21 protein-coding genes, 1 tRNA gene and 1 pseudogene are annotated in these 24,000 nt (G+C 56.3%); 13 read left to right on the top strand and 10 right to left on the bottom strand.

The genetic code is table 11. The annotated features are described in order from the left end of the window. The first annotated feature begins 5 nt into the window (after positions 1–5). Positions 6–791, top strand: coding sequence for a potassium channel family protein (locus QZR18_RS01830; protein WP_295910146.1), 786 nt, complete (start codon positions 6–8; stop codon positions 789–791). Here the strand turns inward: QZR18_RS01830 and glmS are convergent. Next, entirely contained in the window at positions 778–2,691 is a 1,914-nt protein-coding gene (gene glmS, locus QZR18_RS01825; RefSeq protein WP_178704275.1) for a glutamine--fructose-6-phosphate transaminase (isomerizing), read from the bottom strand. The genes QZR18_RS01830 and glmS overlap by 14 nt on opposite strands. Before the next feature lie 68 nt (positions 2,692–2,759). Further along, entirely contained in the window at positions 2,760–3,986 is a 1,227-nt protein-coding gene (locus QZR18_RS01820; RefSeq protein ID WP_295910144.1) for an ROK family transcriptional regulator, read from the bottom strand. 88 nt (positions 3,987–4,074) lie between these two features. Between QZR18_RS01820 and xylA the strand changes: the two genes are divergently transcribed. From xylA to QZR18_RS01795, 5 genes are all read left to right on the top strand, one after another. Beyond that, the gene (gene xylA, locus QZR18_RS01815; protein ID WP_178704272.1) at positions 4,075–5,256 is read left to right on the top strand and encodes a xylose isomerase; all 1,182 of its coding nucleotides are present in this window, start codon (positions 4,075–4,077) and stop codon (positions 5,254–5,256) included. Between the two features lie 4 nt (positions 5,257–5,260). Further along, entirely contained in the window at positions 5,261–6,619 is a 1,359-nt protein-coding gene (locus QZR18_RS01810) for a xylulokinase (protein WP_178704269.1), read from the top strand. A 246-nt stretch (positions 6,620–6,865) separates the two neighbouring features. Beyond that, the gene (locus QZR18_RS01805) at positions 6,866–8,212 is read left to right on the top strand and encodes an O-acetylhomoserine aminocarboxypropyltransferase/cysteine synthase family protein (protein WP_178704266.1); all 1,347 of its coding nucleotides are present in this window, start codon (positions 6,866–6,868) and stop codon (positions 8,210–8,212) included. A 42-nt stretch (positions 8,213–8,254) separates the two neighbouring features. Further along, entirely contained in the window at positions 8,255–9,415 is a 1,161-nt protein-coding gene (locus QZR18_RS01800; RefSeq protein WP_178704263.1) for a homoserine O-acetyltransferase, read from the top strand. A 111-nt stretch (positions 9,416–9,526) separates the two neighbouring features. Then, positions 9,527–11,365, top strand: a complete 1,839-nt coding sequence (locus tag QZR18_RS01795; protein WP_178704261.1) for a carbohydrate-binding domain-containing protein — start codon at positions 9,527–9,529, stop codon at positions 11,363–11,365. Positions 11,366–11,464: 99 nt separating this feature from the next. On the opposite strand, the gene QZR18_RS01790 is transcribed toward QZR18_RS01795, so the two are convergent. Then, positions 11,465–12,139, bottom strand: coding sequence for a hypothetical protein (locus QZR18_RS01790; protein WP_178704258.1), 675 nt, complete (start codon positions 12,137–12,139; stop codon positions 11,465–11,467). 111 nt (positions 12,140–12,250) lie between these two features. Here QZR18_RS01790 and QZR18_RS01785 point away from each other — a divergent pair, with 111 nt between their 5' ends. The 4 genes from QZR18_RS01785 (at position 12,251) to QZR18_RS01770 (ending at position 14,969) form a co-directional block, all read left to right on the top strand. Beyond that, positions 12,251–12,811 (top strand): DUF4956 domain-containing protein, encoded by a 561-nt coding sequence (locus QZR18_RS01785; RefSeq protein WP_178704255.1) that lies wholly within the window; start codon positions 12,251–12,253, stop codon positions 12,809–12,811. A 54-nt stretch (positions 12,812–12,865) separates the two neighbouring features. Beyond that, positions 12,866–13,669 carry a polyphosphate polymerase domain-containing protein gene (locus QZR18_RS01780; RefSeq protein WP_178704252.1) on the top strand — a complete coding sequence of 268 codons (804 nt, stop codon included), beginning with the start codon at positions 12,866–12,868 and terminating at the stop codon, positions 13,667–13,669. A gap of 135 nt (positions 13,670–13,804) precedes the next feature. Continuing rightward, positions 13,805–14,269 (top strand): RidA family protein, encoded by a 465-nt coding sequence (locus QZR18_RS01775; RefSeq protein WP_009408440.1) that lies wholly within the window; start codon positions 13,805–13,807, stop codon positions 14,267–14,269. 115 nt (positions 14,270–14,384) lie between these two features. Further along, on the top strand, positions 14,385–14,969 hold the full coding sequence (locus tag QZR18_RS01770) for a DUF2249 domain-containing protein (RefSeq protein WP_178704249.1): 585 nt from the start codon (positions 14,385–14,387) through the stop codon (positions 14,967–14,969). 107 nt (positions 14,970–15,076) lie between these two features. On the opposite strand, the gene QZR18_RS01765 is transcribed toward QZR18_RS01770, so the two are convergent. Beyond that, a tRNA-Thr gene (locus tag QZR18_RS01765) sits at positions 15,077–15,149 on the bottom strand. Positions 15,150–15,316: 167 nt separating this feature from the next. On the opposite strand from QZR18_RS01765, the gene hemH reads away from it, so the two are divergent. Then, a complete protein-coding gene (gene hemH, locus QZR18_RS01760; RefSeq protein WP_178704246.1) occupies positions 15,317–16,357 on the top strand; it encodes a ferrochelatase in 1,041 nt (346 codons plus the stop codon). Here the strand turns inward: hemH and QZR18_RS01755 are convergent. Both QZR18_RS01755 and QZR18_RS01750 read right to left on the bottom strand, forming a co-directional pair. Beyond that, positions 16,354–17,682: a chloride channel protein gene (locus tag QZR18_RS01755; RefSeq protein ID WP_295910136.1), complete on the bottom strand. Its 1,329-nt coding sequence runs from the start codon at positions 17,680–17,682 to the stop codon at positions 16,354–16,356. The genes hemH and QZR18_RS01755 overlap by 4 nt on opposite strands. A gap of 14 nt (positions 17,683–17,696) precedes the next feature. Further along, the gene (locus tag QZR18_RS01750) at positions 17,697–18,149 is read right to left on the bottom strand and encodes a MarR family winged helix-turn-helix transcriptional regulator (protein WP_178704243.1); all 453 of its coding nucleotides are present in this window, start codon (positions 18,147–18,149) and stop codon (positions 17,697–17,699) included. A 233-nt stretch (positions 18,150–18,382) separates the two neighbouring features. Between QZR18_RS01750 and QZR18_RS01745 the strand changes: the two genes are divergently transcribed. After that, on the top strand, positions 18,383–18,709 hold the full coding sequence (locus QZR18_RS01745) for an Lsr2 family protein (protein WP_178704241.1): 327 nt from the start codon (positions 18,383–18,385) through the stop codon (positions 18,707–18,709). 163 nt (positions 18,710–18,872) lie between these two features. Here the strand turns inward: QZR18_RS01745 and QZR18_RS01740 are convergent, their stop codons facing one another. The 4 genes and pseudogenes from QZR18_RS01740 to QZR18_RS01730 all read right to left on the bottom strand — a co-directional run bounded on the left by QZR18_RS01740 (position 18,873) and on the right by QZR18_RS01730 (position 22,954). Then, positions 18,873–19,877, bottom strand: a complete 1,005-nt coding sequence (locus QZR18_RS01740) for an asparaginase (protein ID WP_178704238.1) — start codon at positions 19,875–19,877, stop codon at positions 18,873–18,875. Positions 19,878–19,932: 55 nt separating this feature from the next. Beyond that, a pseudogene (locus QZR18_RS01735) lies at positions 19,933–21,363 on the bottom strand (amino acid permease). 200 nt (positions 21,364–21,563) lie between these two features. Next, positions 21,564–21,704 carry a DUF3060 domain-containing protein gene (locus QZR18_RS08260; RefSeq protein WP_366921405.1) on the bottom strand — a complete coding sequence of 47 codons (141 nt, stop codon included), beginning with the start codon at positions 21,702–21,704 and terminating at the stop codon, positions 21,564–21,566. Between the two features lie 26 nt (positions 21,705–21,730). Beyond that, positions 21,731–22,954 carry an OmpA family protein gene (locus QZR18_RS01730; RefSeq protein WP_178704236.1) on the bottom strand — a complete coding sequence of 408 codons (1,224 nt, stop codon included), beginning with the start codon at positions 22,952–22,954 and terminating at the stop codon, positions 21,731–21,733. 241 nt (positions 22,955–23,195) lie between these two features. On the opposite strand from QZR18_RS01730, the gene QZR18_RS01725 reads away from it, so the two are divergent. Then, on the top strand, positions 23,196–23,933 hold the full coding sequence (locus QZR18_RS01725; protein WP_048713089.1) for a phosphoglyceromutase: 738 nt from the start codon (positions 23,196–23,198) through the stop codon (positions 23,931–23,933). Positions 23,934–24,000: the final 67 nt, after the last annotated feature.

Genomic DNA, 24,000 nt, shown 5'->3' with positions numbered 1-24,000 from the left:
ATCACATGCATGAAAAATGGGAGCGGACAATGGAGTGGCCGCTCATGGTTGTTGCCGTCGTTTTCTTGGTTGCCTATTCTGCGCAAATTGTGACGGATGCGAGTGGGGTCGACTACGAGCGTTATGAACTTGTCTTGAATATCTGTTGGGCCGTATTTGGTATCGACTATCTTGTCAGGCTCGTTACTGCGCCTGAAAAATGGCGGTGGTTTAAGGCGAATCTGGTTGATTTCTTTTCTGTCGCCTTGCCTTTCCTTCGGCCACTACGTCTTGTGCGTTTGGTAGCACTCCTGCGCATCTTTCAGCGTTCTGCAGATGCGGAACTGCGAAACAAAATTTCTCTCTATACAGGAGCGATATCTGCCTTGCTCATTTGGGTTGGGGCACTCACTGTCCTTGAGGCCGAGCGCCATGCCGAGGGAGCGACACTGACCGACCTTGGACAAGCACTGTGGTGGTCTCTAGTTACTGTGACGACGGTTGGATACGGCGACATCGCACCTGTAACAGTTACAGGGCGTGTGGTTGCGGCGATCTACATGCTCTTTGGGATTGCGCTCATTGGAATCGTAACCGGCATTTTCTCCTCTTGGTTCCTTGAAAGGATTAAGCAAGAAGAGGGTGTAAAGAATGAAGTGCCTTCAGTTACCAGTGCCTCTGCTGTGCAACAGCCGGAGGCTCATGCTCAATTAGAAAAGCAGATCGCAGAGCTGACTCAAGAAGTTCGATTGCTCCGTGCAGAAGTTGCTGCAGCACAGGCAAAATCCCACGGTCGACTTACTCCACAGTGACGGACTTGGCCAGGTTTCGCGGCTGATCAACATCCAGCCCCTTCACCGCCGCAAGCTCGCACGCAAAAATTTGCAGCGGAACAATTGTCAGCAGCGGCGCATACAAAGTTGGAACCGGAGGCACGCGGAAGACAACTTCAGCGAACTCATCAACAGATGCATCGCCTTCCTCTGCAATGACAATGGTTCGGGCCCCGCGCGCACGAACTTCTTGGATGTTTGCCAAGACCTTCGCGTGCAGTTCGGGGCGGCGCGGAGTCGGCACAATGACGACGACCGGCTGGCCTTCATCCACCAGAGCGATCGGCCCGTGCTTGAGTTCACCGGCCGCAAAACCCTCCGCGTGGATGTAGCAGATTTCCTTAAGTTTGAGCGCGCCCTCAAGAGCGACGGGGTAGCCTACGTGCCGCCCCAAGTAGATCACGGAGGTTGCGTCCTTCATCGTGCGGGCGAACTGGCGAACGGTTTCTCCGCTATCCAGGACCTTCTGGATCGCCTCGGGAACGCGGGCGAGCTTCTCCATGTAGTCGGTGATTTCATCGGCGTACTTGTTTCCGCGAACCTGTGCCAAATACAGACCAAGGATGAAGCACGCAGTGACCTGCGATGTGAAGGCTTTCGTTGAGGCAACCGCGATTTCAGGCCCCGCATGGGTCAAAATGACGGCATCCGATTCGCGCGAGATGGTCGAACCGGGAGTATTGACAATCGCGACGACCTTCGCGCCCTGTTCGCGGGCGTGGCGGATCGCCTGGATCGTATCCATGGTTTCGCCGCTCTGAGAAATTGCGACAACCAGGGTCTTTTCTCCGACAACCGGGTCGCGGTAGCGAAATTCGCTGGAAAGCTCGACTTCGACGGGGATACGGCACCAGTGCTCAATCGCGTAACGAGCGACCTGTCCCGCATATGACGCAGTCCCGCAACCAATCATGATGATCTTGTCGATTCCGCGAAGCACGTGTTCTGGGATTCGAACTTCATCCAATGCCAGGTGCTCGTGGGAATCCAGACGATCAGCCAAAGTATCCGCAACCCCTCGAGGCTGTTCGTGGATTTCCTTCTCCATGAAGGTTGGCCACCCACCCTTGGTCGCGCGATCCGCCGAAAAATCGACTTCATATTCCTTCAGGGGAACCGGGTGTCCATCCGTGCCGATCACCGTTACAGCGGAAGCGCTCACGACAACCAGCTGGTCTTGCCCAATTTCTACCGCGCGATTTGTGTGCTCGATAAATGCCAGTACATCCGAGCCAAGGAAGTTCTCTCCTTCGCCCAAGCCAATAACCAGCGGCGATGATCTGCGGGCGGCAACAATAACCTTGGGAGATTCAGTAGAGAGTGCAAGCAGCGTGAAGGTCCCTTCAAGCTTCGCGGTCACTTCGCGCATAGCGACGACTAGTCGGCGTGCGACGGCCTCGTCAGTGCCGCTGAGTCCCGCTACTTCACCCGTGTACGAGGCTGGATCCGCCTGGTCGTAGGCGTGTGCAAGCAGGTGCACGACTACTTCCGTATCGGTTTCCGAGGCGAATACCGCGCCTTGTGTGCGCAACTGGGCGCGCAGGTTATCGGCATTTTCGATAATCCCGTTGTGGACCAATGCAAAACGTCCATCGGGACTCACATGTGGGTGTGCATTCGCAACGGTTGGGCGACCGTGGGTTGCCCAACGGGTGTGTCCGATCCCAGCGAAAGCGTCGGCGGGCGCATCCTGGTCAACGGCCTCGCGCAGGTTAACCAGCTTTCCGACAGCCTTGATGACATTTAATTTCCCCGGGCTTGCTAAGGCAATTCCCGCGGAGTCGTATCCGCGGTATTCCAGGCGTGAAAGCCCGTCAAGAACGACCTGACGGCTCCGCTGAGAGGCTTGGCATGCAACGTGTCCAACAATTCCGCACATGTTCTCATTGCAACACAGGAGCCTTGCTATCGCTTGCCGGATAGCTATGTGGGGCCTGTGAAAATTGCTTAGAGAAGGGTGATCGCTTGATCCTTCCAGTGGATTGGATCGTCCACAATCAGCTCGAGGACTCGATGCGCGCCACCTCGCAGTGACAGATCCTCTGAATGGGGGAGGATATCGATCTGCGGTGTATGCCAGGGGGCTTGAAGGACACGCGTCGCAAGTTCTTCGCGAAGACTTGGCAGCAGGTAGGGTGCGATCTCGGCAACCAAGCCGCCCAAGTAGACCTGAGAGATATCAACAGTGTTGACGACTGCGGACAGTGCTTGCCCCAATGCGTGGCCGGCATGAGTCATGGCGTCTTGAGCGCGTGAGCTGTGGCCCGCGTGCTGCAGAATCTCGCGTGTGCTTGCATTGTCGCCCAGTCCAGCCGCGTGGCCAAGAGCTTTCAATCCTGCGACAGTTTCCAAGCAGCCGCGCGCGCCACACGAACAGATTGCACCTTCGGGTTCCACACAAATATGCCCGATTTCGCCCGACCAGCCATGCGCGCCACTCAGCGGTTGATGGTTGACGATCAACCCGCCGCCGATGCCGACTTCTCCCGAGACGTAGATAAATGAATCCGGCCCTTCGGGGACCCCGGGGCGAGGGTAGGCGACAGCGTAGGCTGCCAAGTCGGCCTCGTTCGCAACTAGGGTCACGGCAAGGTCGTGGAGGGGGTGAAGGATTTCCTTGCGGGGGATATTTCGCCAGCCAAGGTTGGGTGCGATGGTCAGGGTGTCGGCGGAAAAGAGGCCGGGGAGGGCAAGTGAACTTCCAAGGAAAAGCGCGCCTGCACTGCTTCCCTCACGCAAGACACGTCTGGCGATTCGTGCGAGTTTGCGCAGGGTTGAGGTCGGGTCTGCTCCTGAGAAATCGCCGCTCACGTATTCGTGGGCCAAGACCGTCCCGCTCAAGTCAACAAGGTAGGCGCCGAGCGCTGAGACGTTGACCTGTAGACCCAGCGCAATAACCTTTCCCGAGGTCGGGGAGAGCACGCTGGTGGGGCGTCCCCTTTGTCCGGTTGAGAGTTTGTCTTCGCTTTCTTCGACGAGGCTGGAGGCGATGAGTTCGTCGACAAGCCGCGACATCGTTGCACGTGAAATTCCGGTTTGGGCAGCGATGCCCGCGCGGTTGATTGCGCCGGGATGGGCCAGAATATGGCGCAATGCCAAGGAAAGGTTGTGGGCACGCAGGGATTGATTGGTTGCCCCGGAATCGGGGTTCGATGTGCGTGCGGCGTGAGACATATCTTGACTCTATCGCATCTGGAGGATTATGTTATGAGTCATAACAAAACGTGACGCAGTAGTCATTTAATCTATGGAAGGCCATGCTATGGCGTATGTACCTCGCCCCGAAGATCATTTCTCTTTCGGCCTGTGGACCGTGGGATGGAATGCAGTTGATCCCTTTGGAACCGGAACCCGTCCGGTGCTTGACCCGTGGGAATATGCTTCGAAGCTCGCAGAAATAGGCGCATGGGGAATTACCTTCCATGACAATGATGTCTTTGATTTCGATGCGTCAGATTCGGAGCGTCATCAGCGGGTCATGCAGCTGAAAGATGCTGTCGAAGACGCCGGCCTTGTTATTGAGATGGTCACGACGAACACCTTCACGCACCCGGTCTTCAAAGACGGTGGCCTGACCAATAATGACCGAGAGATCCGTCGCTTTGGCCTGCGTAAAATTTTGCGAAATGTCGACCTTGCCGCAGAACTTGGCGCAACAACCTTCGTCATGTGGGGCGGGCGCGAAGGCGCCGAATACGACTCATCAAAGGATCTAAACGCTGCCTTTAATCGCTACTGCGAAGGCCTCGATACCGTTGCGGGATACATCAAGTCCCGCGGATACAACCTCCATATCGGTCTTGAGCCCAAGCCCAACGAGCCTCGTGGTGATATCTTCCTGCCGACCGTTGGTCATGCGCTGGCACTCATCGCGCAGCTTGATAATGGCGACGTTGTGGGCCTCAATCCTGAAACCGGACACGAGCAAATGGCTGGCCTGAACTACACGCACGCCTTGGCGCAGGCGCTGAACGCCGGCAAGCTCTTCCACATTGACCTCAATGGGCAGTCGGGAATCAAGTACGACCAGGACAAGGCTTTTGGTCACGGAGATCTAGCCAGTGCCTTCTTCACGGTTGACCTCCTTGAGAACGGCTTCCCCGGGGGCGGGCCTCGCTATGAAGGGCCTCGCCACTTCGACTACAAGCCCAGCCGAACCGAGGGGATGGAAGGAGTGTGGGAGTCAGCACGGGCCAATATGGACATGTACCTGCGTTTGGCTGAGAAGGCGCGCGAATTCCGCGCTGATCCCATCACCCAGGAGCTCATGGAAGAGGCCTCTGTTTACGAACTCGCCCAGCCCACCTTGGATCCGGGCGAGACGATCGATGACTTCCTTGCTGACCGCAGTGCCTACGAGGATTTCGATGCTGATGCGAAGGGAGCGCGCGAATACCACTACGTCGAGCTCTACCATCACGCAATGCGACACCTGATTGGCTAAGACCGTGAGCGAAAGCAGACCCTTTGTTGCGGGAGTGGACTCCTCCACGCAATCGTGCAAAGTTGTCATCTGTGATCCGGTCACCGGAAGGATCGTCCGCGAAGGTCGCGCATCGCACCCCGAGGGAAGCGAAATTGCCCCTCAGGCCTGGTGGGATGCCTTCGGCGAGGCCGTGCGCGCGGCAGGCGGATTCGATGACGTGCGGGCGCTGAGCGTGGGCGGCCAGCAACACGGAATGGTCTGCTTGGATGAGCGAGGTGAGGTTATCCGCCCGGCGCTTTTGTGGAACGATACGCGAAGTGCCGAGGCCGCGCGGGAGCTGATTCTTGAACGCGGAGATGGAGACCGCGAGCGCGGCGCTCGTTGGTGGGCCCACGCTACGGGACTCGTTCCCGTTGCCTCGTTTACGGTCACGAAACTGCGCTGGCTTGCCGACAACGAGCCAGAGAACGCACGGAAGATCGCAGCAATCTGCCTGCCCCACGACTGGCTGAGTTGGAAAATCCGCGGCGGCTTTGAGGCTGTCGGGTTGGAAGGCCTGTGCACCGACCGTTCCGACGCCTCGGGAACTGGCTACATGGACCGCGAGCACCCCAGTTACAGGCGCGAAATCTTGGCTCAGGCCCTGCGAATTTCGCCGGAAGAGGCCGAGGGAATCATCCTTCCGAAGATCTGCGAGCCCATGGAGGCCATGGGGTGTGGGGACCTGGCGCAAGGGTGGGGAGAAATCGCAATCGGCCCAGGATGTGGGGACAATGCCGGGGCTGCGCTCGGTGTTGGCCTCGGTGTTGGACAGGCATTGCTCTCGCTGGGAACCTCCGGGGTGGTTGCCGTTGTCAGCGACACTCCCGTCGAAGACCCCAGTGGTCAAGTCGCCGGCTTTGCTGACGCAAGTGGACACTGGCTTCCTCTCGCGTGCACGCTCAACCCCTCGCGAATCCTCGACGCGGTCGGGGCGATGAGTGGCCTCGGCTATGAGGAACTGGACGAAGCGGCACTGTCGGTTCCCGATGCCGGAGGGCTGCGCTTGGTTCCCTATTTTGAAGGCGAACGCACGCCGAACCTGCCTGATGCCACCGCCCGATTGGAGGGAATGACGCTCAGGAACTCGACGCGCGCACATCTTGCTCGGGCCGGTGTTGAGGGGCTGCTTGCCCACATGCGTTTCGCGCTCGAATGCGTGCGTGAGCTGGGCGTTCCGATCGAGAAAGTGCTCGTTGTCGGCGGCGGAGCGCGCTCGCGGGCAGTGCAAAGCTTGGCACCCGAATTCTTGGGGGTGCCCGTTGAATTTCCCGAGGCAGCAGAATACGTCGCCCTAGGAGCCGCAAGGCAGGCGGGGATGTTACATTCGCCCACGATGTGAACAAGTCGTGCGTGACCCACGCCTGAGCCATAGCATGAGGCTATGTTCCAGCGAATGCGTAGCTGACCCTCGCGTCAGCTTTTGACCAGACCTACTGATGGCTAGAGATTACTCGCCCGGGTCGTACGTCTTTGCGTTGGAAACTGCCGCAATCGCCAAATCGTGAGCGTAGCGGCTCGACCCCACAGCCATCGCCTCTCCTCACGTCACAAGAATCAAAAAACGTGAACACTAGGAGAAGTAACAATGGGCGCAATTGAAGCAACGGACACCGACTACCAGAACTCTTGGGCATTTGAGACCAAGCAAATTCACGCGGGCTGGGACCGCGATCCCCAAACCGGTGCAACTTCCATCCCGATTCTTCAAACCACTTCATTTGCCTTTGACTCTGCGGAACGCGCTGCAGCTCGCTTCGCCCTTCAAGAACTTGGCCCCATCTACACTCGCTTGGGCAACCCGACAAATGACTACGTCGAGGCCCGAATTGCTGCCCTCGAAGGTGGTGTCGGTGCGCTTCTGACTTCCTCTGGCCAATCTGCAATTACTCTTGCAATCCTGAACCTGGCATCTGCGGGGAACAACATTGTTGCTTCGCCTTCGCTTTACGGCGGTTCAACTTCGCTGCTCAACAACACCCTGCGTCGCCTCGGAATCGATGCCCGCTTTGTTCACGATCCCTACGATGTGGATGAATGGCTGTCTCTAGCCGATGAAAACACCGTTGCCTTCTACGGTGAAACCATCCCCAACCCCAAGGGCGATATCTTTGACATTGAGAAGATCGCACAGGCCGCACACTCCGTTGGCGTTCCGCTGATCGTCGACAACACTGTCGCCACCCCCTACCTGACCAGGCCAATCGAATGGGGCGCCGACATTGTCGTTCACTCGGCCACGAAGTACCTGGGCGGACACGGAACCGCAATTTCGGGTGCAATTGTCGATGCCGGTAACTTCGACTACACGAAGGACCCCAAGCGTTTCCCCGGTTTCAATGAACCCGAATCTTCCTACGCGGGCCTTGTTTTCGGACATGACTTGGGCGCCGAGAAGCTCGGAGCAAACCTCTCCTACATCATTCGCGCACGTGCAATTGGCCTGCGAGATGTCGGGTGTGCTCCCTCGCCCTTCAACTCCTTCCTCATCGAGCAGGGCATCCAGACCCTATCGCTGCGCGTTGAGCGCCACGTTGACAACGCGCTGAAAGTCGCGAAGTTCCTCGAGGCCCACCCGCAAGTCGAGTCCGTCAACTACGCGGGCCTCGAATCCTCGCCCTACTACGAGCTCCACCAGAAGTACAACCCCCGCGGTGCCGGTGGCCTTCTCTCCTTCGTCATCAAGGGTGGCCTCGAAGCTGGAACTTCATTTGCGACCTCGCTCAAGCTTCTCCCGACGGTTGCAAATATCGGAGATGCGAAGTCCCTAGTTATTCACCCCGCATCCACCACTCACTCTCAGCTCAATGAGGAACAGCTGCGCGCTGCGGGAATTGAACCCGGAACCGTTCGCCTGTCAATTGGTATTGAGAACGTCAACGACATCATTGCCGATTTGACGCAGGGCTTCGAGGCCGTGGCACACTTGGCATAAGGCTGCTCGCGCAACGGTCGCTCGGACAGTAAGGAGATCACCATGAATCGACGCACACTGGGACCTATCCCCGTTAGCGGCGCATGGACGCCCCAAGACCCCATCGCATTCCGTAAGTTTGCGCAATTGGGGCCACTACGCCTCGAAAATGGCTCTTTCCTGCCCGAAGTGACCCTTGCGTACGAAACCCTCGGGACCCTCAACGAGGACCGTTCCAATGCAATCCTCGTTTTGCACGCGCTGACTGGAGATGCGCATATTTCCGGTCCCGCAGCTCCCGGCCAGTCAACCGCCGGTTGGTGGGAAGAAGCCGTTGGTCCGGGTAAGCCATTGGATCCCGAGCGCTATTTCATTGTCGTCCCCAACGTCCTTGGTGGCTGCCAGGGGAGTACCGGCCCGTCCTCGGCCGCTCCTGATGGCCGGCCTTGGGGATCGCGATTCCCCATTATTTCCACGCGGGACCAGGTTCTTGCCGAGGCCAGGCTGGCCGATTACCTTGGCATTCCGACGTGGAATACAGTCATAGGTGCTTCCCTGGGAGGGCACCGCGCTCTTGAGTGGGCCGTCACCTACCCGCTGCGCTGCGAGCGATTGATCGTTGTCGCTTCGGGAGCATGCACGAATGCCGAGCGGGCTGCGTGGGCACACACGCAGATTCGTGCAGTTGAATTGGATCCGAACTGGAATGGCGGCGACTACTACGACCAAGAGGAAGGACCTCACGCTGGACTCTCTCTTGCCCGTCAGATCGCACACACGACGTATCGCTGTCCTCACGAGTTGGATGCACGTTTTGGTCGTGCACCTCAAGATGATGAAGATGTTCTGAGCGGTGGGCGTCTTGCCGTCGAGTCTTACTTGGACTACCACGGTGCGAAGCTTGTTCGTCGATTTGATGCAGGGTCCTATGTATCCATGTGTCGCACCATGCTCAGCTACGACATCGGTCGCGATCGTGGGGGAATTGCCGAGGCCCTGCGGCAAATTACCGCGCAGAGCCTGATTGTTTCAGTAGATTCGGATCGTTTGTTCTTTGCAAAAGAGGGATTTGCGCTCGCTGAAGGAATCACAGGCGCAAAGTTTGAATGTATTTCCTCTCCACATGGGCACGATGGCTTCCTGATCGAATACGAACAGCTCAACCGGATGCTCTCAGAATTCTTGGAAAACCAGTCATCTTTCGTTGATTCGGCGGCGCTGTAAGGGTAGTGAAGGACGTAAATTTCTTTCTTATGTGAGGCCTGAGCTAGGCACAGCTCATTCATAGAGTTGGCTGGCTCAATTGGATCATCACGATCCACGAAAGGACCTCACATGAAAACGCCAGCATCGACTCTTGTACGGTTATCGGCCGTAGCCGCGGTCGGCGCGCTCGCGCTGAGCGCTTGCTCATCGACTTCCGGCACCGCTTCCTCGGCCTCGTCGAGCGTCAGCGCGAAGGCTGCCTCAAGTTCCTCGGTATCCGCCGAGTCCGGGACTGTCATTGCTCCCCCGAGTGCTGCCGAAGCCTTAGCTGCCAACGCGAAAGCCTCTCATGTTGAGGACAGCGAATGGGATGCTTCTTCGGCTCAAACCATTACTTTGAATGGAAGTAGCGCGAGTACCTCAGCATCCGGAGTAAAGGTCGATGGCTCCACGGTGACAATCACCGAGGCTGGAGTCTACAAGCTCTCGGGCACCTTGAATGGACAGGTTAAGGTAGAAGCGGCGAAAGATGCTCGCGTTGTGTTGATCCTTGATGGAGCGACCATCACGAACTCTTCCGGGAGCGCGATCAATGTGGTCTCAGCAGATGATGTTGTTCTGTCATTGAATGGTTCAAACACCGTCACTGACGGCACTCCCTCGGATACGAATGCTGAGGACAACGCGGCGATCTATTCCGATGCCGACCTCACCATTACGGGTAGCGGTTCGCTGACGGTCAATGCCAACTACAACGACGGCATTACCAGCAAGGACGACCTCTACATTCTGTCGGGTAACATCACGCTCACGTCGAAGGACGATGCGCTACGTGGCAAGGACTCACTGACGGTTGCCGGCGGAACTATCAAGGTCGCTTCAGGAGGGGACGGCCTGAAGTCTGACCAAGATAGCGATACCACCAAGGGCTACGTCAATATCACTGGTGGAACCATCGAAATCACCTCAACGGGTGACGGTATTCAGGGGGAAACTGACGTTATCATCACCGGTGGTGATACGACAATCATTGCCGGCGGTGGGGCTTCGTCTGGAAAGGACTCCAACAATTCCACCAAGGGAATTAAGGCCGGTGTCTTCCTGATTGAAGACGGTGGCGAGGTCACGATTGACTCCGGCGACGATGCTTTGCACTCCGATGGTGCAATCCGACTGGTCTCGGGAACGATCGTTGCATCAACCGCTGACGATGGTATTCACGCAGAAGGCGCGGCTGTTCTTGACGGCGCGAAGGTTACGGTTGAACAGTCCAATGAAGCCCTTGAGGGCGGCTTGATCACCATCTCCAATGGTGAGGTCAATCTGACCTCCAGTGATGACGGTATCAACGGCTCCGGTTCGACCACCGTTGCGGCAGTTGAAGCGGCGAAGACCGCGACCAAGACGACCACGACCAACAACGGACCCGGTGGTGGTGGCTCCATGCAGGACACCGGCGAAAAGATCCTGATCTCGGGCGGAACCGTGACGGTCAACGCGGGTGGCGATGGCATCGACTCCAATGGCTCGGTGGAAATCTCCGGCGGTAACACGATTGTCTACGGCCCCACGGATGGCGGGAACGGCGCACTGGATTCGAACGGTGAATTCTTGGTCAGTGGTGGAACGCTTCTTGCCATTGGTTCTTCCGGAATGGCCGAATCGCCATCGACCAACTCTTCACAGGGATGGCTACAGGCTTCGGCTTCCGGTAACGCGAACTCGACCGTAACCATTAAGGATTCCAGTGGAAAGGTCTTGGCCAATGTTAAGTCCGCAAAGACCTTCCAGAATGTGGTCTTCTCATCTGCGGATGTGTCGAATGGTCAGAGCTACACGGTAAGTGTGGATTCGAATTCGACCTCTGTCACTGCCGGGCAGGCGACCGGCAGCCAGGGCGGTCCCGGTGGGGGAGCACCCGGCGGTCAGGGGGGTGCTCCTAGCGGAAACCGCCAGGGTGGCCGCTGAGTGAAGTAGTGGGGGGATGCAACTTCGGTTGCATCCCCCCACTAAGTGATTTTCAGGTAGCCGTCGCCAAAAGCTCACTGAAGGGCGTGTAGTTCTGTGTCAGGACTGTCCAGTTGATCCAAGGCATGTCCCTCCTCGCTCAGCATCTTTCTCGATGCTCGCTAGCCGGCGCGCATACAGGCTCTCGACAACGACCATGATCCATGTTGAGAAAAGGACAGGCTGGAGAATCAAGTTAATGTTCTCAGGTGAAAGCACGATTTTGAACATATAACTGGCTTCGTTCTGACTCCATATTGAGGTTACGAGATCGCGAAGGCCGTTGAAGAAGAACTGGTACGCGGCAAGGAAGATGGTTGTCCACTGAATGATGTACTCAGCGATCTGATAGGTCTTGCTACTGACGGTCAAAAAGGTGAAGTGCTTTGAAAGAAAACGGTGAATGTATATCTGAATGAGCGCAGCAGCCATCATCAGTGTCAAGGTCATGAGCAAGAAAGTCCCTGCACGGAACTTTCCAAGACCGGTAGAGAAAGTCGAGGCCGTATCGTCAAGGAGATTCTCACTTCCCCACAGCGATGATGGTAGAAGCAAGATGAGGCTACCAAATAGAGAGACCAGTATCAGCATGAGAACCGCATTAACAATTGCGCTTCCCGTCAGGTAGCCGATCGCCCGAACGAAGATCAAGCATTGGGAGTTGCGTCCATAGATCGCACAACCAAGACCAATCAAGAGGCAAACGGTTGTCGCCAAGAAGAAAAAAGGAAGCATCCGATCTCTTTCCAATACGCATTGCTAGAACAAGTCTCCCACATAGCTCATTCATAGACTCCACTGGCTCAATAGTTACGTCACGCACGAAACGCCCTTGAGGAGCATCAAATGAGCGCACTCACCACAGCCATGGTTCTGCCGATCGTCATCGACCTTCTCGCAATGTTGATCCTGGTTGGAGCCCTCTATTACCCCCGCCACCGACGCGCCGATCTTGTCGTTGCATTTTTCGTAGTTAACATCGGCGTCCTTGCGGTCGCAAGCGTCATGGCAAACTCAACGATTTCCGCAGGCCTAGGACTTGGCCTCTTCGGTGTCTTGTCGATCATTCGACTTCGTTCCGACGAAATCAGCCAGCGAGAAATCGCCTACTACTTTGCTTCCCTCGCCATTGGCCTGCTCCTTGGCATGAGCACCGCGATCTACTCTTACGCAATGGTCGCATTGGTGCTTGCGACTTTGGTCGTTGGTGATTCAACTCTGATCCTTGGGCGCTCCGGCTCGCAGCAAGTCCAATTCGACCGCGCAATCGCAGACGAGAAGGAACTTCGCCAAGCACTTGAAGCCCGCATGGGTGTCAAGGTGACCGGAGTCAAGGTCATCAAACTCGACATGGTCAACGATCTCACCTTGGTTGATGTTCGCTACCGGGTCCCGGCCAAGCGCTGAGCCTGCGCAAACGACCACCTCAGCCTCGGCCTCGTGAAAGAACTGGAGGACACTATGACGCACGAACTACACAACCTGACGAACCTTGAAGGAATCAGCCTCGATGATATGAACGCACGCGCCGCGATGCTCACGCGAGTCGACCGCAAGTACGTCGTGCCCACGGATTGCTTGGATGAGTTGCTCGCGCTCATGAACCCCGCAACGCAGATCCTTGAAATCGGGGGGAAGATTGAGCAGCGATATGCCTCGTGCTACTTCGATACTCCCGAGCTGCACTCCTTCATGGACACCGCGCACAAGCGCCGCCGCCGCTACAAGGTTCGTACGCGCTCTTACCTTGATTCGGAGCTGGCCTTCCTTGAAGTTAAGACCCGAGGCCCGCGTGGGCACACCGTCAAGAAGCGCTTGGCCTACGACTTCGCTCAGGCAGCGCGGATGGAACTCAGTCGCGAGGGCAGGCTGTGGGTGGCCGAAAGGCTCGAGGCCGCTCAGTGCTTTGACGGTTTTGGCCGAGTTGATTCCCTGGTCCCCGTAGTGACTGGAACCTACACGCGTTCGACGCTTCTCATGGCAGACGGTCAGGGGCGAGCGACGATTGACACTGATCTGAACTGGGACTCATGGGGACGTGAGCTTCAGGCTCCCCACATTGCAATTATCGAAACGAAGTCTGGTGCCGCTCCTTCTGAGCTAGACCGACTGCTGTGGGCAAACAGGATCCGGCCGTCGCGTATCTCGAAGTACGCGACTGCGATGGCTCTGCTGACTCCGGACTTGCAGACGAATCGGTGGACTCGGGTCATCGATCGTTTCTTTACGATGAGGCCGGCGGTTCAGCAGGCGCTTGCCGCATGAGCCGACTGCGGGATTGATCCCGTACACAAGCTGTCCCGCGTAGTGTGCGTGATGACCCAGAGGTGCTGCTCGGGACTAGGCTGGGGGGTGTGGAGATTCCATACCCCCCAGTTCTAATGAGATCGTGAGGAAAAAATGACACTGCCTTCGGAGAAACTTGCTGAGCTCGGCCTTGAACTGCCTGAGGTCGCTAAGCCTGTTGCCGCCTATGTCCCCGCCATTGAGGATCGCGGTGTTGTGCGCACCTCCGGCCAGCTTCCCCTGGAAAATGGCGAGTTGGCGTGCATTGGTGCGGTCGGTGAAGATGGTGCGGATCCCGAAGACGCTTACGAGGCCGCACGCATTTGTGCGTTGAACGCAATGGCGGCTGCAGCTGCAGTTGCGGGCGGTGTGGATCGTTTGGCTTCGGTAGTTAAGGTGACTGCCTTTGTTGCTTCCTTGCCGAACTTCTACGGACAAGCTGCTGTGGTTAATGGAGCATCTGAACTGCTGGGCGAGGTTTTTGGCTCGCAGCACGCGCGTTCAGCTGTGGGTGTTGCAGCCTTGCCGTTGAATGCCTCGGTTGAGGTTGAAGTTGAGTTTGCACTCCGTTCCAAATGAATGGGATCGCTCAGCGTTCTATTTAGCAAGGATTTAAACTGAAATAAAGGTTTGTATGCGGGCGTTCCTGTGAGTGCCCGCTGGTTTACACCTTTATTCCAAGGAAGAGGACAAAATGGCAGAGACTTTGCCCGAGGCAGCAGCGCCGGGAACTGGACAGCAATTCAAGCTGGTTGACGTATCGACCACCCCCTCTGAGGGCGGCTGCGGTTGCGGTTGTGGTGGCCACGGAAAGAAGGAACAGGCTGCTCCTGCAGCATCTGCACCCGAGTCGCACGGAGGCTGTGGCTGCGGTGGGCACGGACATCAGGCCGAGGCCGCGCCTGCACCTGAATCACACGGCGGTTGTGGTTGTGGCGGACATGGACACGGTGCTCAGGAAGCTCCAAAGGCTGAGGCAGCTGCTCATGGGGGCTGCGGTTGCGGTGATCACGGCCAGGGAACAGCGCACGTTGTATCGCAGGATCCCGCCGTTCGTGAAGACGAGCTTGTTATTCATTCCCTGCCTAAGGTTGTTCGCCATGCACTGTTGTTTGCCGCGATGGACAACCTGCCGCTTGGCGCATCGCTGATCGTTGTTGCTCCGCATCAGCCCGTCCCGCTGTTCAACTACCTGCAGGAAAGTGAATCGCACTACCGCGTTGAGACCATCGAGACCGGTCCGGTTGACTGGCGCTACCGCGTGACGCGTCTGTCCTGATCTTCGGACGCTTTATGCCCGCGAGCCCCGCGCTCGCGGGCATTTCAGTTTCAATACAAAAGCCCGAGATGTCAACGAAGTTTTCGCTGATATCTCGGGCTTGTCTGAGCCGCCTGTGGGAATCGAACCCACGACCTATTCATTACGAGTGAATCGCTCTGCCGACTGAGCTAAGGCGGCCGGGCTTATCTGCACTTCACTACTGAGGTGGAGAAAAGCTACCTGAAGTACTTTAGCGGTTACCACTTGTGAGAAGCAAACGTTTCGTGACAGAGGTGATGTGGGATTGCCCGCACAGCAATGTGCGATTCAAGAGTCAGATCGCCCGGCGAATGTTAGGCTGAATTGTGTTGACAGAAGATGACGAAAAGTCAGAAAATCCAGCTGACATCCCCGTAGTGCTCCTGGTTAACCTCGGTACTCCAGAATCGCCTAGGCCCAGGGATATTCGCCGTTTCCTGCGTGAATTCCTGAGCGATCGTCGTGTGATCGAACTTCGTCCTCTGATCTGGAAGCCAGTTCTGGAAGGCGTGATTCTTCCCTTCCGTCCTTCTCGAGTAGCCCCAAACTACCGCTCAATTTGGACTGAGCACGGTTCGCCACTCATGGCGTATTCCATTGCCCAAGCCGAATCCCTATCAGAGCTGCTTGGCGGTCAAGCGAAAGTTGCGCTTGCTATGCGCTACGGAAAGCCCTCTATTGAGAGCGTCCTCGATGACGTGTTCGCAAAGGGGCATCGCCGAGTTCTTCTTCTGCCCGCCTATCCGCAATATGCCGCATCGTCTGCGGGAACAGTTTCTGACGCCTTAGCGCGTTACATCCTGAAACGTCGCAATCATATGGAAGTGCGCACAATTCGTTCATTCCCCACAGAACCCGCCTATATTGAAGCTTTGGCTCACGCAATCGAGGAGGATTGGGCGCGTCGGGGTCGCCCCGATTTCGCATCTGGCGACCACCTCCTTGCGTCTTTCCACTCCATCCCTCAGAAAATGCACGATGCGGGTGATCCCTACAAGCATGAGTGTATGGCGACGGTAAATGCGCTCCGAGCCCGTTTAAATCTTGACGAAGACCAGCTTCTAGTGACTTTCCAATCGGTTTTTGGGCCCGCGAAATGGTTGGGGCCGGCAACCATCGATACCGTCGCCGAGCTTGCTCGTCATGGGACCCGGCGTCTTGATGTCATTTGCCCTGGCTTTATGACGGATTGCTTGGAAACCGTCGATGAGATTGCAAAGCTCAACCGTGATGCTTTCCTCGAAGCCGGTGGCACGGACTTTACCTATATCCCCTGGGGTAATGCATCTGCCGGTGCCGTTGATACTTTGGGTGCGCTTGCCCGTCGTGGGTTAGCGGGTTGGGTTCATTTCCCTGACGAGGCCTAGCTGCTTCTGCGCTGTTGAGCTTCCTTCGCGCGCCATTTGTTCCATATGCGCGACGCACCAACCCCTAGTCCCAGTGCGATGACGGTTGGCACAAGCAAGGTTGCGCCTCGGTGCGTAAATTCAATAACCAAGCACAATGCCGTTAGTGGCGCACTCATTGATGTGCCAAGAACAACCACAGCGCCGATGAAGGCGAAGCAAGCGATCGCGGTTGTATCACCGGGGTAGATGTAGGACCAGAGGATCCCCAGTATCGCACCGCAAGATGCGCCTAGCGCAAGACCGGGGGTAAGAGTTCCACCCCATGCGCCCGAGCGAATAGTGGCGAGCGTTCCGATAAGTTTTGTAAATCCATCGATCACAAGAGAAACCAGTAATGCGACTCCAATTCCTGCAGCCGCGCGTTCACCCTGGCCCAAAACAGCTCCATCAAAAGCAAGCTGAGCGGTCGATTGTCCGTTTCCGGCAATTGATGGAACCCAGACAGTGATCACTCCAATGAGGGTGAAGGTTGGAATCATCCAGGTAAGTAGACGCCAACCGGTGGGGCGAGCAGCGGAGCATGCTGAAACAGCGCTCTTGAAGAGGACTCCGATGATTCCAAGGAGAGGCCCGATGATGACGGCCCAAAGTGTGAGCGATGCGGTCGGAAGGAGCTGGGTGGCCTCGGGAAGTGTGTAGAAAGGAACGCTTCGAACCCAGCCGTGTGCGACAAGGACCGCTCCGCCACTGATGATCAGCGCAGGCCATACCGCGTTGGCTGTGACCTCGATGAGAAGAATTTCAAGTGCGAATACTGCTCCGGATAGAGGGAGCGAATAGACTGCAGCAAGACCTGCACCGGCCGCGCAGCCGACAATAATGCGTCGCTGCTCAGGCGGAAGGTAAAGAAAATCGGCGATCTTCCCACCCAGGGAAGCACTAATCTCGCGAGGTGCAACTTCGCGACCGATAGAAGCGCCCATTCCGACAATGATGATCTGGTTAATTGAGTGCCAGAAAGTCAGGAGAATCGGCATTTTCTGGCCATTAACTGCTTTGGAGAGTGTGACGGGTTTGCCCCCGGCACGCGCATAGAGATACCAGGAAATTCCTCCGACGAGGCCTGCTCCCCCCAGTGCGCAAATCCTATGCCACCAAGGGACTGAGGAAATTGCGTGAAGAAGCGTTCCGCTCGCGTCGCCAAAGACAAGGCCCTCGATCAGGTGGAGAAGATGCGAACACCCGGCACCAACTAGCCCTACCGTTATCGCGGTCATAAGGACCGCTAGCCCCATGCGAATACGGGGGGAGAGCCGAGAGATTGGTCTACCGGGTGTGCTCACACTAGTTGAGAATACTAGCGCTTCTCGAGTTCATCCAAGCGCGTATTAACGTCTGAACCCACGCGGATCAATACGTTGAGGTCTTCATCGGAGATGTCGTCGCTAATGATGTCGCGCAGAAGTGCTCGCTCAGCCTGTTGGGCGGAGGTGACAAGTTTCTTGCCTGCATCGGTGATGGTGATTGTGCCACCGCGACGATCGAATTCGTAGGCGGTGCGAACAATGAGATCGCGATCTGCAAGACGACGATAGGTGTGTGTCAGACGCGAAGGGCTAAAAATGACCGATTGGGCAAGTTCTCCCATGCGGATTCCAATTTTACCGGCTGAAGCCACCTCATCGAGGACGCGATATTCACCGAGTGAAAGTCCGAACTCGCGCTTGAGCGTTGCCTCCAGAGCCGCAGAAGCCCTAGTGATAGTAATGAAAAACTGTTCGATCTCGCGAGCCCGCTTTGCTTGGTTCATGTCCCTTCTCCGTTTTAGCCTTCATCCTCGAGGTTCTCTAACGAAAGGACAGTTTATAGGTTTTGATCAGGCCATACAACGCTGGAATCGAAAATGAGACAGGTAATTTTGAGGGTATAGAAAATTAATAGTTAATATCGAAAATGTGATAGCGTGGCTTCGAAAAGTGCATTACTCGATCGCAGAAAAAGAATTCTTCTCTGTGATTGATATGTTTTCGAAGGGTGAAAACTATGCAGAAGAAAGTCGTTGTATTAGTTGATGACCGTGATGGCTCGGTTGCCAAGCAGACAATTTCATTCGCATTCAAAGGTGTATCGTATGAAATTGATCTTTCCGACCAGAATGCCGAACAATTTGAGCGTGACATGTCACCATGGATTTCCGCAGCTCGTAGGGTGGGCGGGCGTCTCAACAGTCGCCGCACCACGCCGTGTGGGGATGCTGAAGCAAAGAGTGTCCGCGTACGTCGTTGGGCTCGTGAAAAGGGGATCGAACTGAGCGGTCGAGGCCGGATTCCGTCTGCCATTATTGAGCAGTTTGAAAAGGAAAATCGCTGATTTTTGTTCTGAATTCCTTCGATATTTTGCGGGGTATTTCTATCGAAATACCCCGCATTTATATTTGTATTCAATACGTTTTGTATCGAGTGGTCAGTTTTCGTAACCTGTACCGGTTTAGATTGACCTTGTATGCACTGAAATAGCTAAAACCGCAGGTCAGCTACGCAATGCCTGGAAGGCTCACTTCGCCAGCAATAGATCGATTCATCCACTGTGCGAACTCTTCGCCTTGCAATCCCTGCGAGAGCAAAAAGATTGTCTTCGCATACAAGGCCTCAAGAGTCATGTCATGCGCGCTAATCGCGCTCAAGCGCGCCAGAGTGCTCCCGGCCTCGTAATGGCCCAACACGACCTCGGCTTGGTGGCACTGCGATGCAACGATCAGGGGAACCTCGGCCTCACGCAGTTCCTGTAAAACATCCACAAAACCCGGGTCTGAAGCAGGAATATTTCCTACGCCGTATGCGCGGATGATGACGGCCTCGGGCAGGGGAGTGAACATGGAACGTAAACGAGCGGCGCTTAGGCCGGGAACAATGTCCACAACTGCAACGTCGTGTCGGGTGTAAGGCGCAGGATTAGCCCAACCTTCACCGGCCTCGATACTGTGATACCAGCGCCAGGGGGCACCTGTGCGTGCGATCGGCAATGTTGAAGGTGAGTCAAAGCCAGCGAAGGCCCATGATGAGGTCTTTGTTGAACGATTTCCTGCCAGCAGCATATGACCAAAGAACAGAGTTACGCCGCTGACCTGGGAACTTCCAGCAGCGCGTAATGCGCCCGTCACATTCGCGGAGGCATCGGTGCCGACAACGCCAAGCGGATATTGAGAGCCCGTTAAAACAATGGGTTTTGTGAAATCAGCCAGCGCGTACGACAGTGCGGCAGCGCTATAGGCCATGGTGTCGGTCCCATGGAGCACCAAAAAAGCATCAGCTTCATCGGCATGAGCGCGAATATCATCGATGATCATCTGCCAGTGGGTCGGTGTTGTTTCCGACGAATCGACCAGCGGTGAGAGCTGAGACATTGACACCTGTCCCGTAAGCTCGATTCCATCGAATTGAGTGTTGAGCCACGATGCCATATCTGCGCCCGGTCGCAAACCGTCAGGAGAATCAACCATCCCGATTGTTCCGCCTGCATATGTCACGTGAATCCTCATAGTGCGTCCTCTTCCATCATTAGAGAGCGAAAAAGAAACGAGAGCAGAGGGGTGGTTATTCGCCTAAGTGGCGCGGGGCCTCGTCGTTTGAAGAAAACTTACCCCGAATTGCATACCAACCACAAACCATTGCCACGACCACTACTCCGAAGAGCGCGAGAGTCCAACGGCCATTGGTGCTGGTGACATTTGAAGCGACGACAATCGCAAAGAAAGCTAGCGAGATGTAGTTCGTGAAAGGTGCACCCGGCATGCGGTATGAGGGGCGCTCCTCCTCGCCGGCTCGCACACGCTTGAGGAATGCCAGGTGGGTAATGAGGATCATCGCCCAGGTTCCCGCAATGCCAATTCCAGCAAGGCTCATGACAATTTCAAAAGCATCATCGGGGAGGAATGCGTTGAGCAGTACCCCCAGCAGTCCCAGCGAGGCGGTGATAATAATCCCGCCGTAGGGGACGTGGTGCTTATTAAGTCGCGAGGCGAAGCGTGGAGCTTCGCCTGAAACGGCCATTGAGCGCAGGGTTCGGCCCGTCGCGTAGAGGCCCGCGTTGAGCGAGGAAAGCGCTGCGGTCAGAACGACAACCTGAATAATGTCGCCGGCGTGAGGAATTCCGAGCGAAGCGAAGAAGGTGGTGAAGGGAGACTCGTCGGAGGAATAAACGGTGTAGGGCAGGGCTAAGGCCATGAGAGTAACGGTGCCGACGTAGAAGAAGAAAATTCGAAGGGCCATCGAGTTGATTGCCTTGGGAAGTACCTTCTGTGCGTCTTTCGCTTCACCGGCAGCAACGCCCACCATTTCAGTGCCACCAAAAGCGAAGACAACGCCCAAAGTCAGTGCGAAGATCGGTGCGATGCCCTGTGGGAGTAGGCCGCCATTTTCAGCGATGTTGTGGACGCCGGCGGTGTGGTCGCCCATCTGAGCTTGGGTGATGATCGCCTAAATGGCAAGCGCCATAAAGATCAAAATTGTTGTAACTTTGATGAGAGCAAACCAGAATTCGGCCTCACCGAAGGCTTTTACCGACAGCATGTTGAGGCAGAAAACCAAGACAAGAGCGATCAGAGCGATCACCCAACGTGGGATCGACTCGAAGAGATTCCAGTAGTGCATGTAGACGCCGACAGCCGTAATATCAGCCATCACCGTCACTGCCCAGTCAAGGAAAAAGAACCAGCCGGTGATGAAAGCGCCGCGTCTACCGAGGAATTCACGTGCGTACGAGACGAAGGCTCCAGAGGAGGGACGACGGATTGCGAGCTCACCGAGTGCGCGGACCATGAGGAAGGCGAAAACTCCACAAACCGCGTAGGCGAGAGCAAGAAGCGGACCTCCCTGTGCAAGGCGTCCGCCTGCACCAAGGAAGAGGCCAGTTCCAATTGATCCACCGATTGCAATCATCTGCAGGTGGCGGTTTTTAAGGGCCTTATCGTAGCCTGCATCACCCTGATCTGCGGGGTGAGTTCCGCTTGTCATTTCGGGGTTCATCGAGGCCTCGGTAGTGGGCTGGTGAGTAGACATGCGTACCTTCCATCTGGTTGGACACTGGCTGTGGGGGAGAAGTTCATTTGAGAGTGATCGACTGGTTCGGGGGGCTCAGTTGAAATTAAACAGTCGAAATTAAGTGCAAAAAGCTGAGGTAGTTATGTACCCCGGCTTCCTTGCTGAAAGTTAAATTCAGTGCCCTATCAGTCTTCCGAGACGGAATTACCCGTACCGGAATCGCTGATGTCGGGGTCACCTGAAGTGTAGCGTACGACGTCTTGAGAACCCGTAAAAGTAATTTTCTTTGCGGATTCTAGGTTGACAGAGTTGTTAGCCCCGTCGATGAAAGGTGTGCCCCAGCCACTTACTGTCAGAATGCAGGAATGAAGATCTCCACGCGGCGGTTCGCTTGGCGACCGGCGGGGTTGTCCGAACCATCGGAGTTCGTGTTGGGTGCGACCGGCTTGCTTTCGCCGAAGCCCTGAGAATCCAAGGTTGCAGTGACGCCATCCTTCTTCAGTTCGTTGACGACTGCAGTAGCGCGTTCCTCAGACAGGGTCTGGTTGGAAGCATCGTCACCAATCGAATCGGTGTGGCCGTATATGTGCGCAGCCGGAACCTTTGCGCTCGTGAGTACCTCAGCAAGCTTCTTCAGGGTTGCTGCTGCCTCGGGACGAATATCGGACTTGCCGAAGTCGAAGAGGACGCCATCTTCCAAGGTGATGGTTGTGCCGCAGCTCTCGACGGGCTTGAGGCTATCGACCTTGGGGAACTTACCAACCTTGCCAACGGTCGGTGCCTTGTCAGCCTTCACCTGCTGGCCGTTCACCATCGCGGTGCCATCGCCGTTGTTGATGATGTTCAAGTTCGGGCCGTTGTAGACGCCGCCGCCCTTGCCATCAAGGTTGTAGGTCACCGAAGTCTTGCTGTTGCTGTAGTTGCCGGAACCGTCGGAGCTAATCACGATCTTTTCGCCGGTTTCGGAGTTGTTGTAGACGCCGGAACCGTCAGGGCTAACCGTGATGTTCAGAGTGTTTGAGGTGTAGGTACCGGAGCCATCGGAACTAATCGTGATGTTCAGTCCGTTGGATGAATCGTTGTAGACGCCACCGCCCGTGCCATCGACAACGATGCTTACCGGACCCTCGTTAATAACGCCGGAGCCGTCACCACTGTTGACGACCTGCTTATCGCCGTTAGTGGAGACACCTGATCCGTCGCCACCAAGTACGGTATTTCCACCGTTGGTCACCAAGCCGGAACCGTCACACACGGCGGGGGCAACGGTTACGCCGGGAACGGAGGAAATCTTAGAGGTCGCGTCAATGACAGCCTTGTCAGCATTTGAGGCGAATACGCCGATTGGTGGAACTTTGAAAAGAGGAACTGGCGGAATCTCGCCGGGTTTGTAGCCTGCGACAGCGGGGACTGCGGAGGTGGCTGAAGCGGTTGCCTCGGGGGTTGCCTCGCTCGTTGCGGAGGTCGATGCGGAAGGCGCGCTCTGAGAGCATGCACTCAGTGAAACGAGTGCTGCCAAGGTGGACAATGCGGTCGCCGTACGGAAAAAGTGGCGCTTTGATGTTGTGTCACTCATGCCCAAAGTTTAAAAGGAACATACTGAGCAGTTGCTGGATAGCCCCTACTGAGACACTGATCGAAGTTGATTAGGTTGCGGTTATTTGATGAGTTTGAGAGCTCATGCGCTGGGGTGTTGTGGACAGGACGCATGCAGGATGTCGCTGTATTTCTTCTCATCTCCGAGAAACAGGGGAAAAGGCGGGACGCGTGACGCAGGTCCCGTGACACATATGCGAAAAGAATGAAAGAATATGTGCATGACCTACAAACTGGTGCTGCTCCGCCACGGCGAGAGCGAATGGAATGCAAAGAACCTCTTCACCGGTTGGGTGGATGTTCCGCTGTCGGACAAGGGCCGCGCGGAAGCAACCCACGGTGGTGAACTCCTCAAGGAGTCCGGTGTTCTTCCGGATCTCCTGTTCACGTCGATGCTGCGTCGCGCGATCATGACCGCGAACCTGGCACTTGACGCTGCTGACCGTCACTGGATCCCCGTTGAGCGCAACTGGCGCCTCAACGAGCGTCACTACGGTGCGCTCCAGGGCAAGAATAAGAAGGAAATTCGCGACGAGTACGGCGAGGAGCAGTTCATGCTGTGGCGCCGTTCCTTCGACGTGGCTCCGCCCGCAATCGAAGCAGGTTCTGAGTTCTCGCAGGATCAGGATCCCCGCTACGCCGGTGAACCCGTTCCCATGAGCGAGTGCCTCAAGGACGTCATCGCACGTCTGCTGCCCTACTGGGATGAGACCATCGTTCCCGCGATCAAGACCGGCAAGACCGTTATGATCGCCGCGCACGGCAACTCTCTGCGCGCGATCGTCAAGCACCTGGATGAGATCTCCGACGAGGACATCGCCGGTGTCAACATCCCCACCGGCATTCCGCTGGTGTACGAGCTTGACGAGGAAACCCTCAAGCCCATCAAGAAGGGTGGCACCTACCTGGATCCCGAAGCCGAGGCGAAGATCGCTGCGGTCGCCAACCAAGGTAAGTAATTTCTGCAATAGGCGCGGCGGTTCCGAATTTCGGGACCGCCGCGTTTGCGTTTTGTTGCGATCGCGC

This window comes from uncultured Actinomyces sp. (genome assembly GCA_900541895.1).
Classification (GTDB): domain Bacteria; phylum Actinomycetota; class Actinomycetes; order Actinomycetales; family Actinomycetaceae; genus Pauljensenia.
Note: the sequence above shows the minus strand (reverse complement) of the source record. Positions and strands in the feature narration are given on the sequence as shown.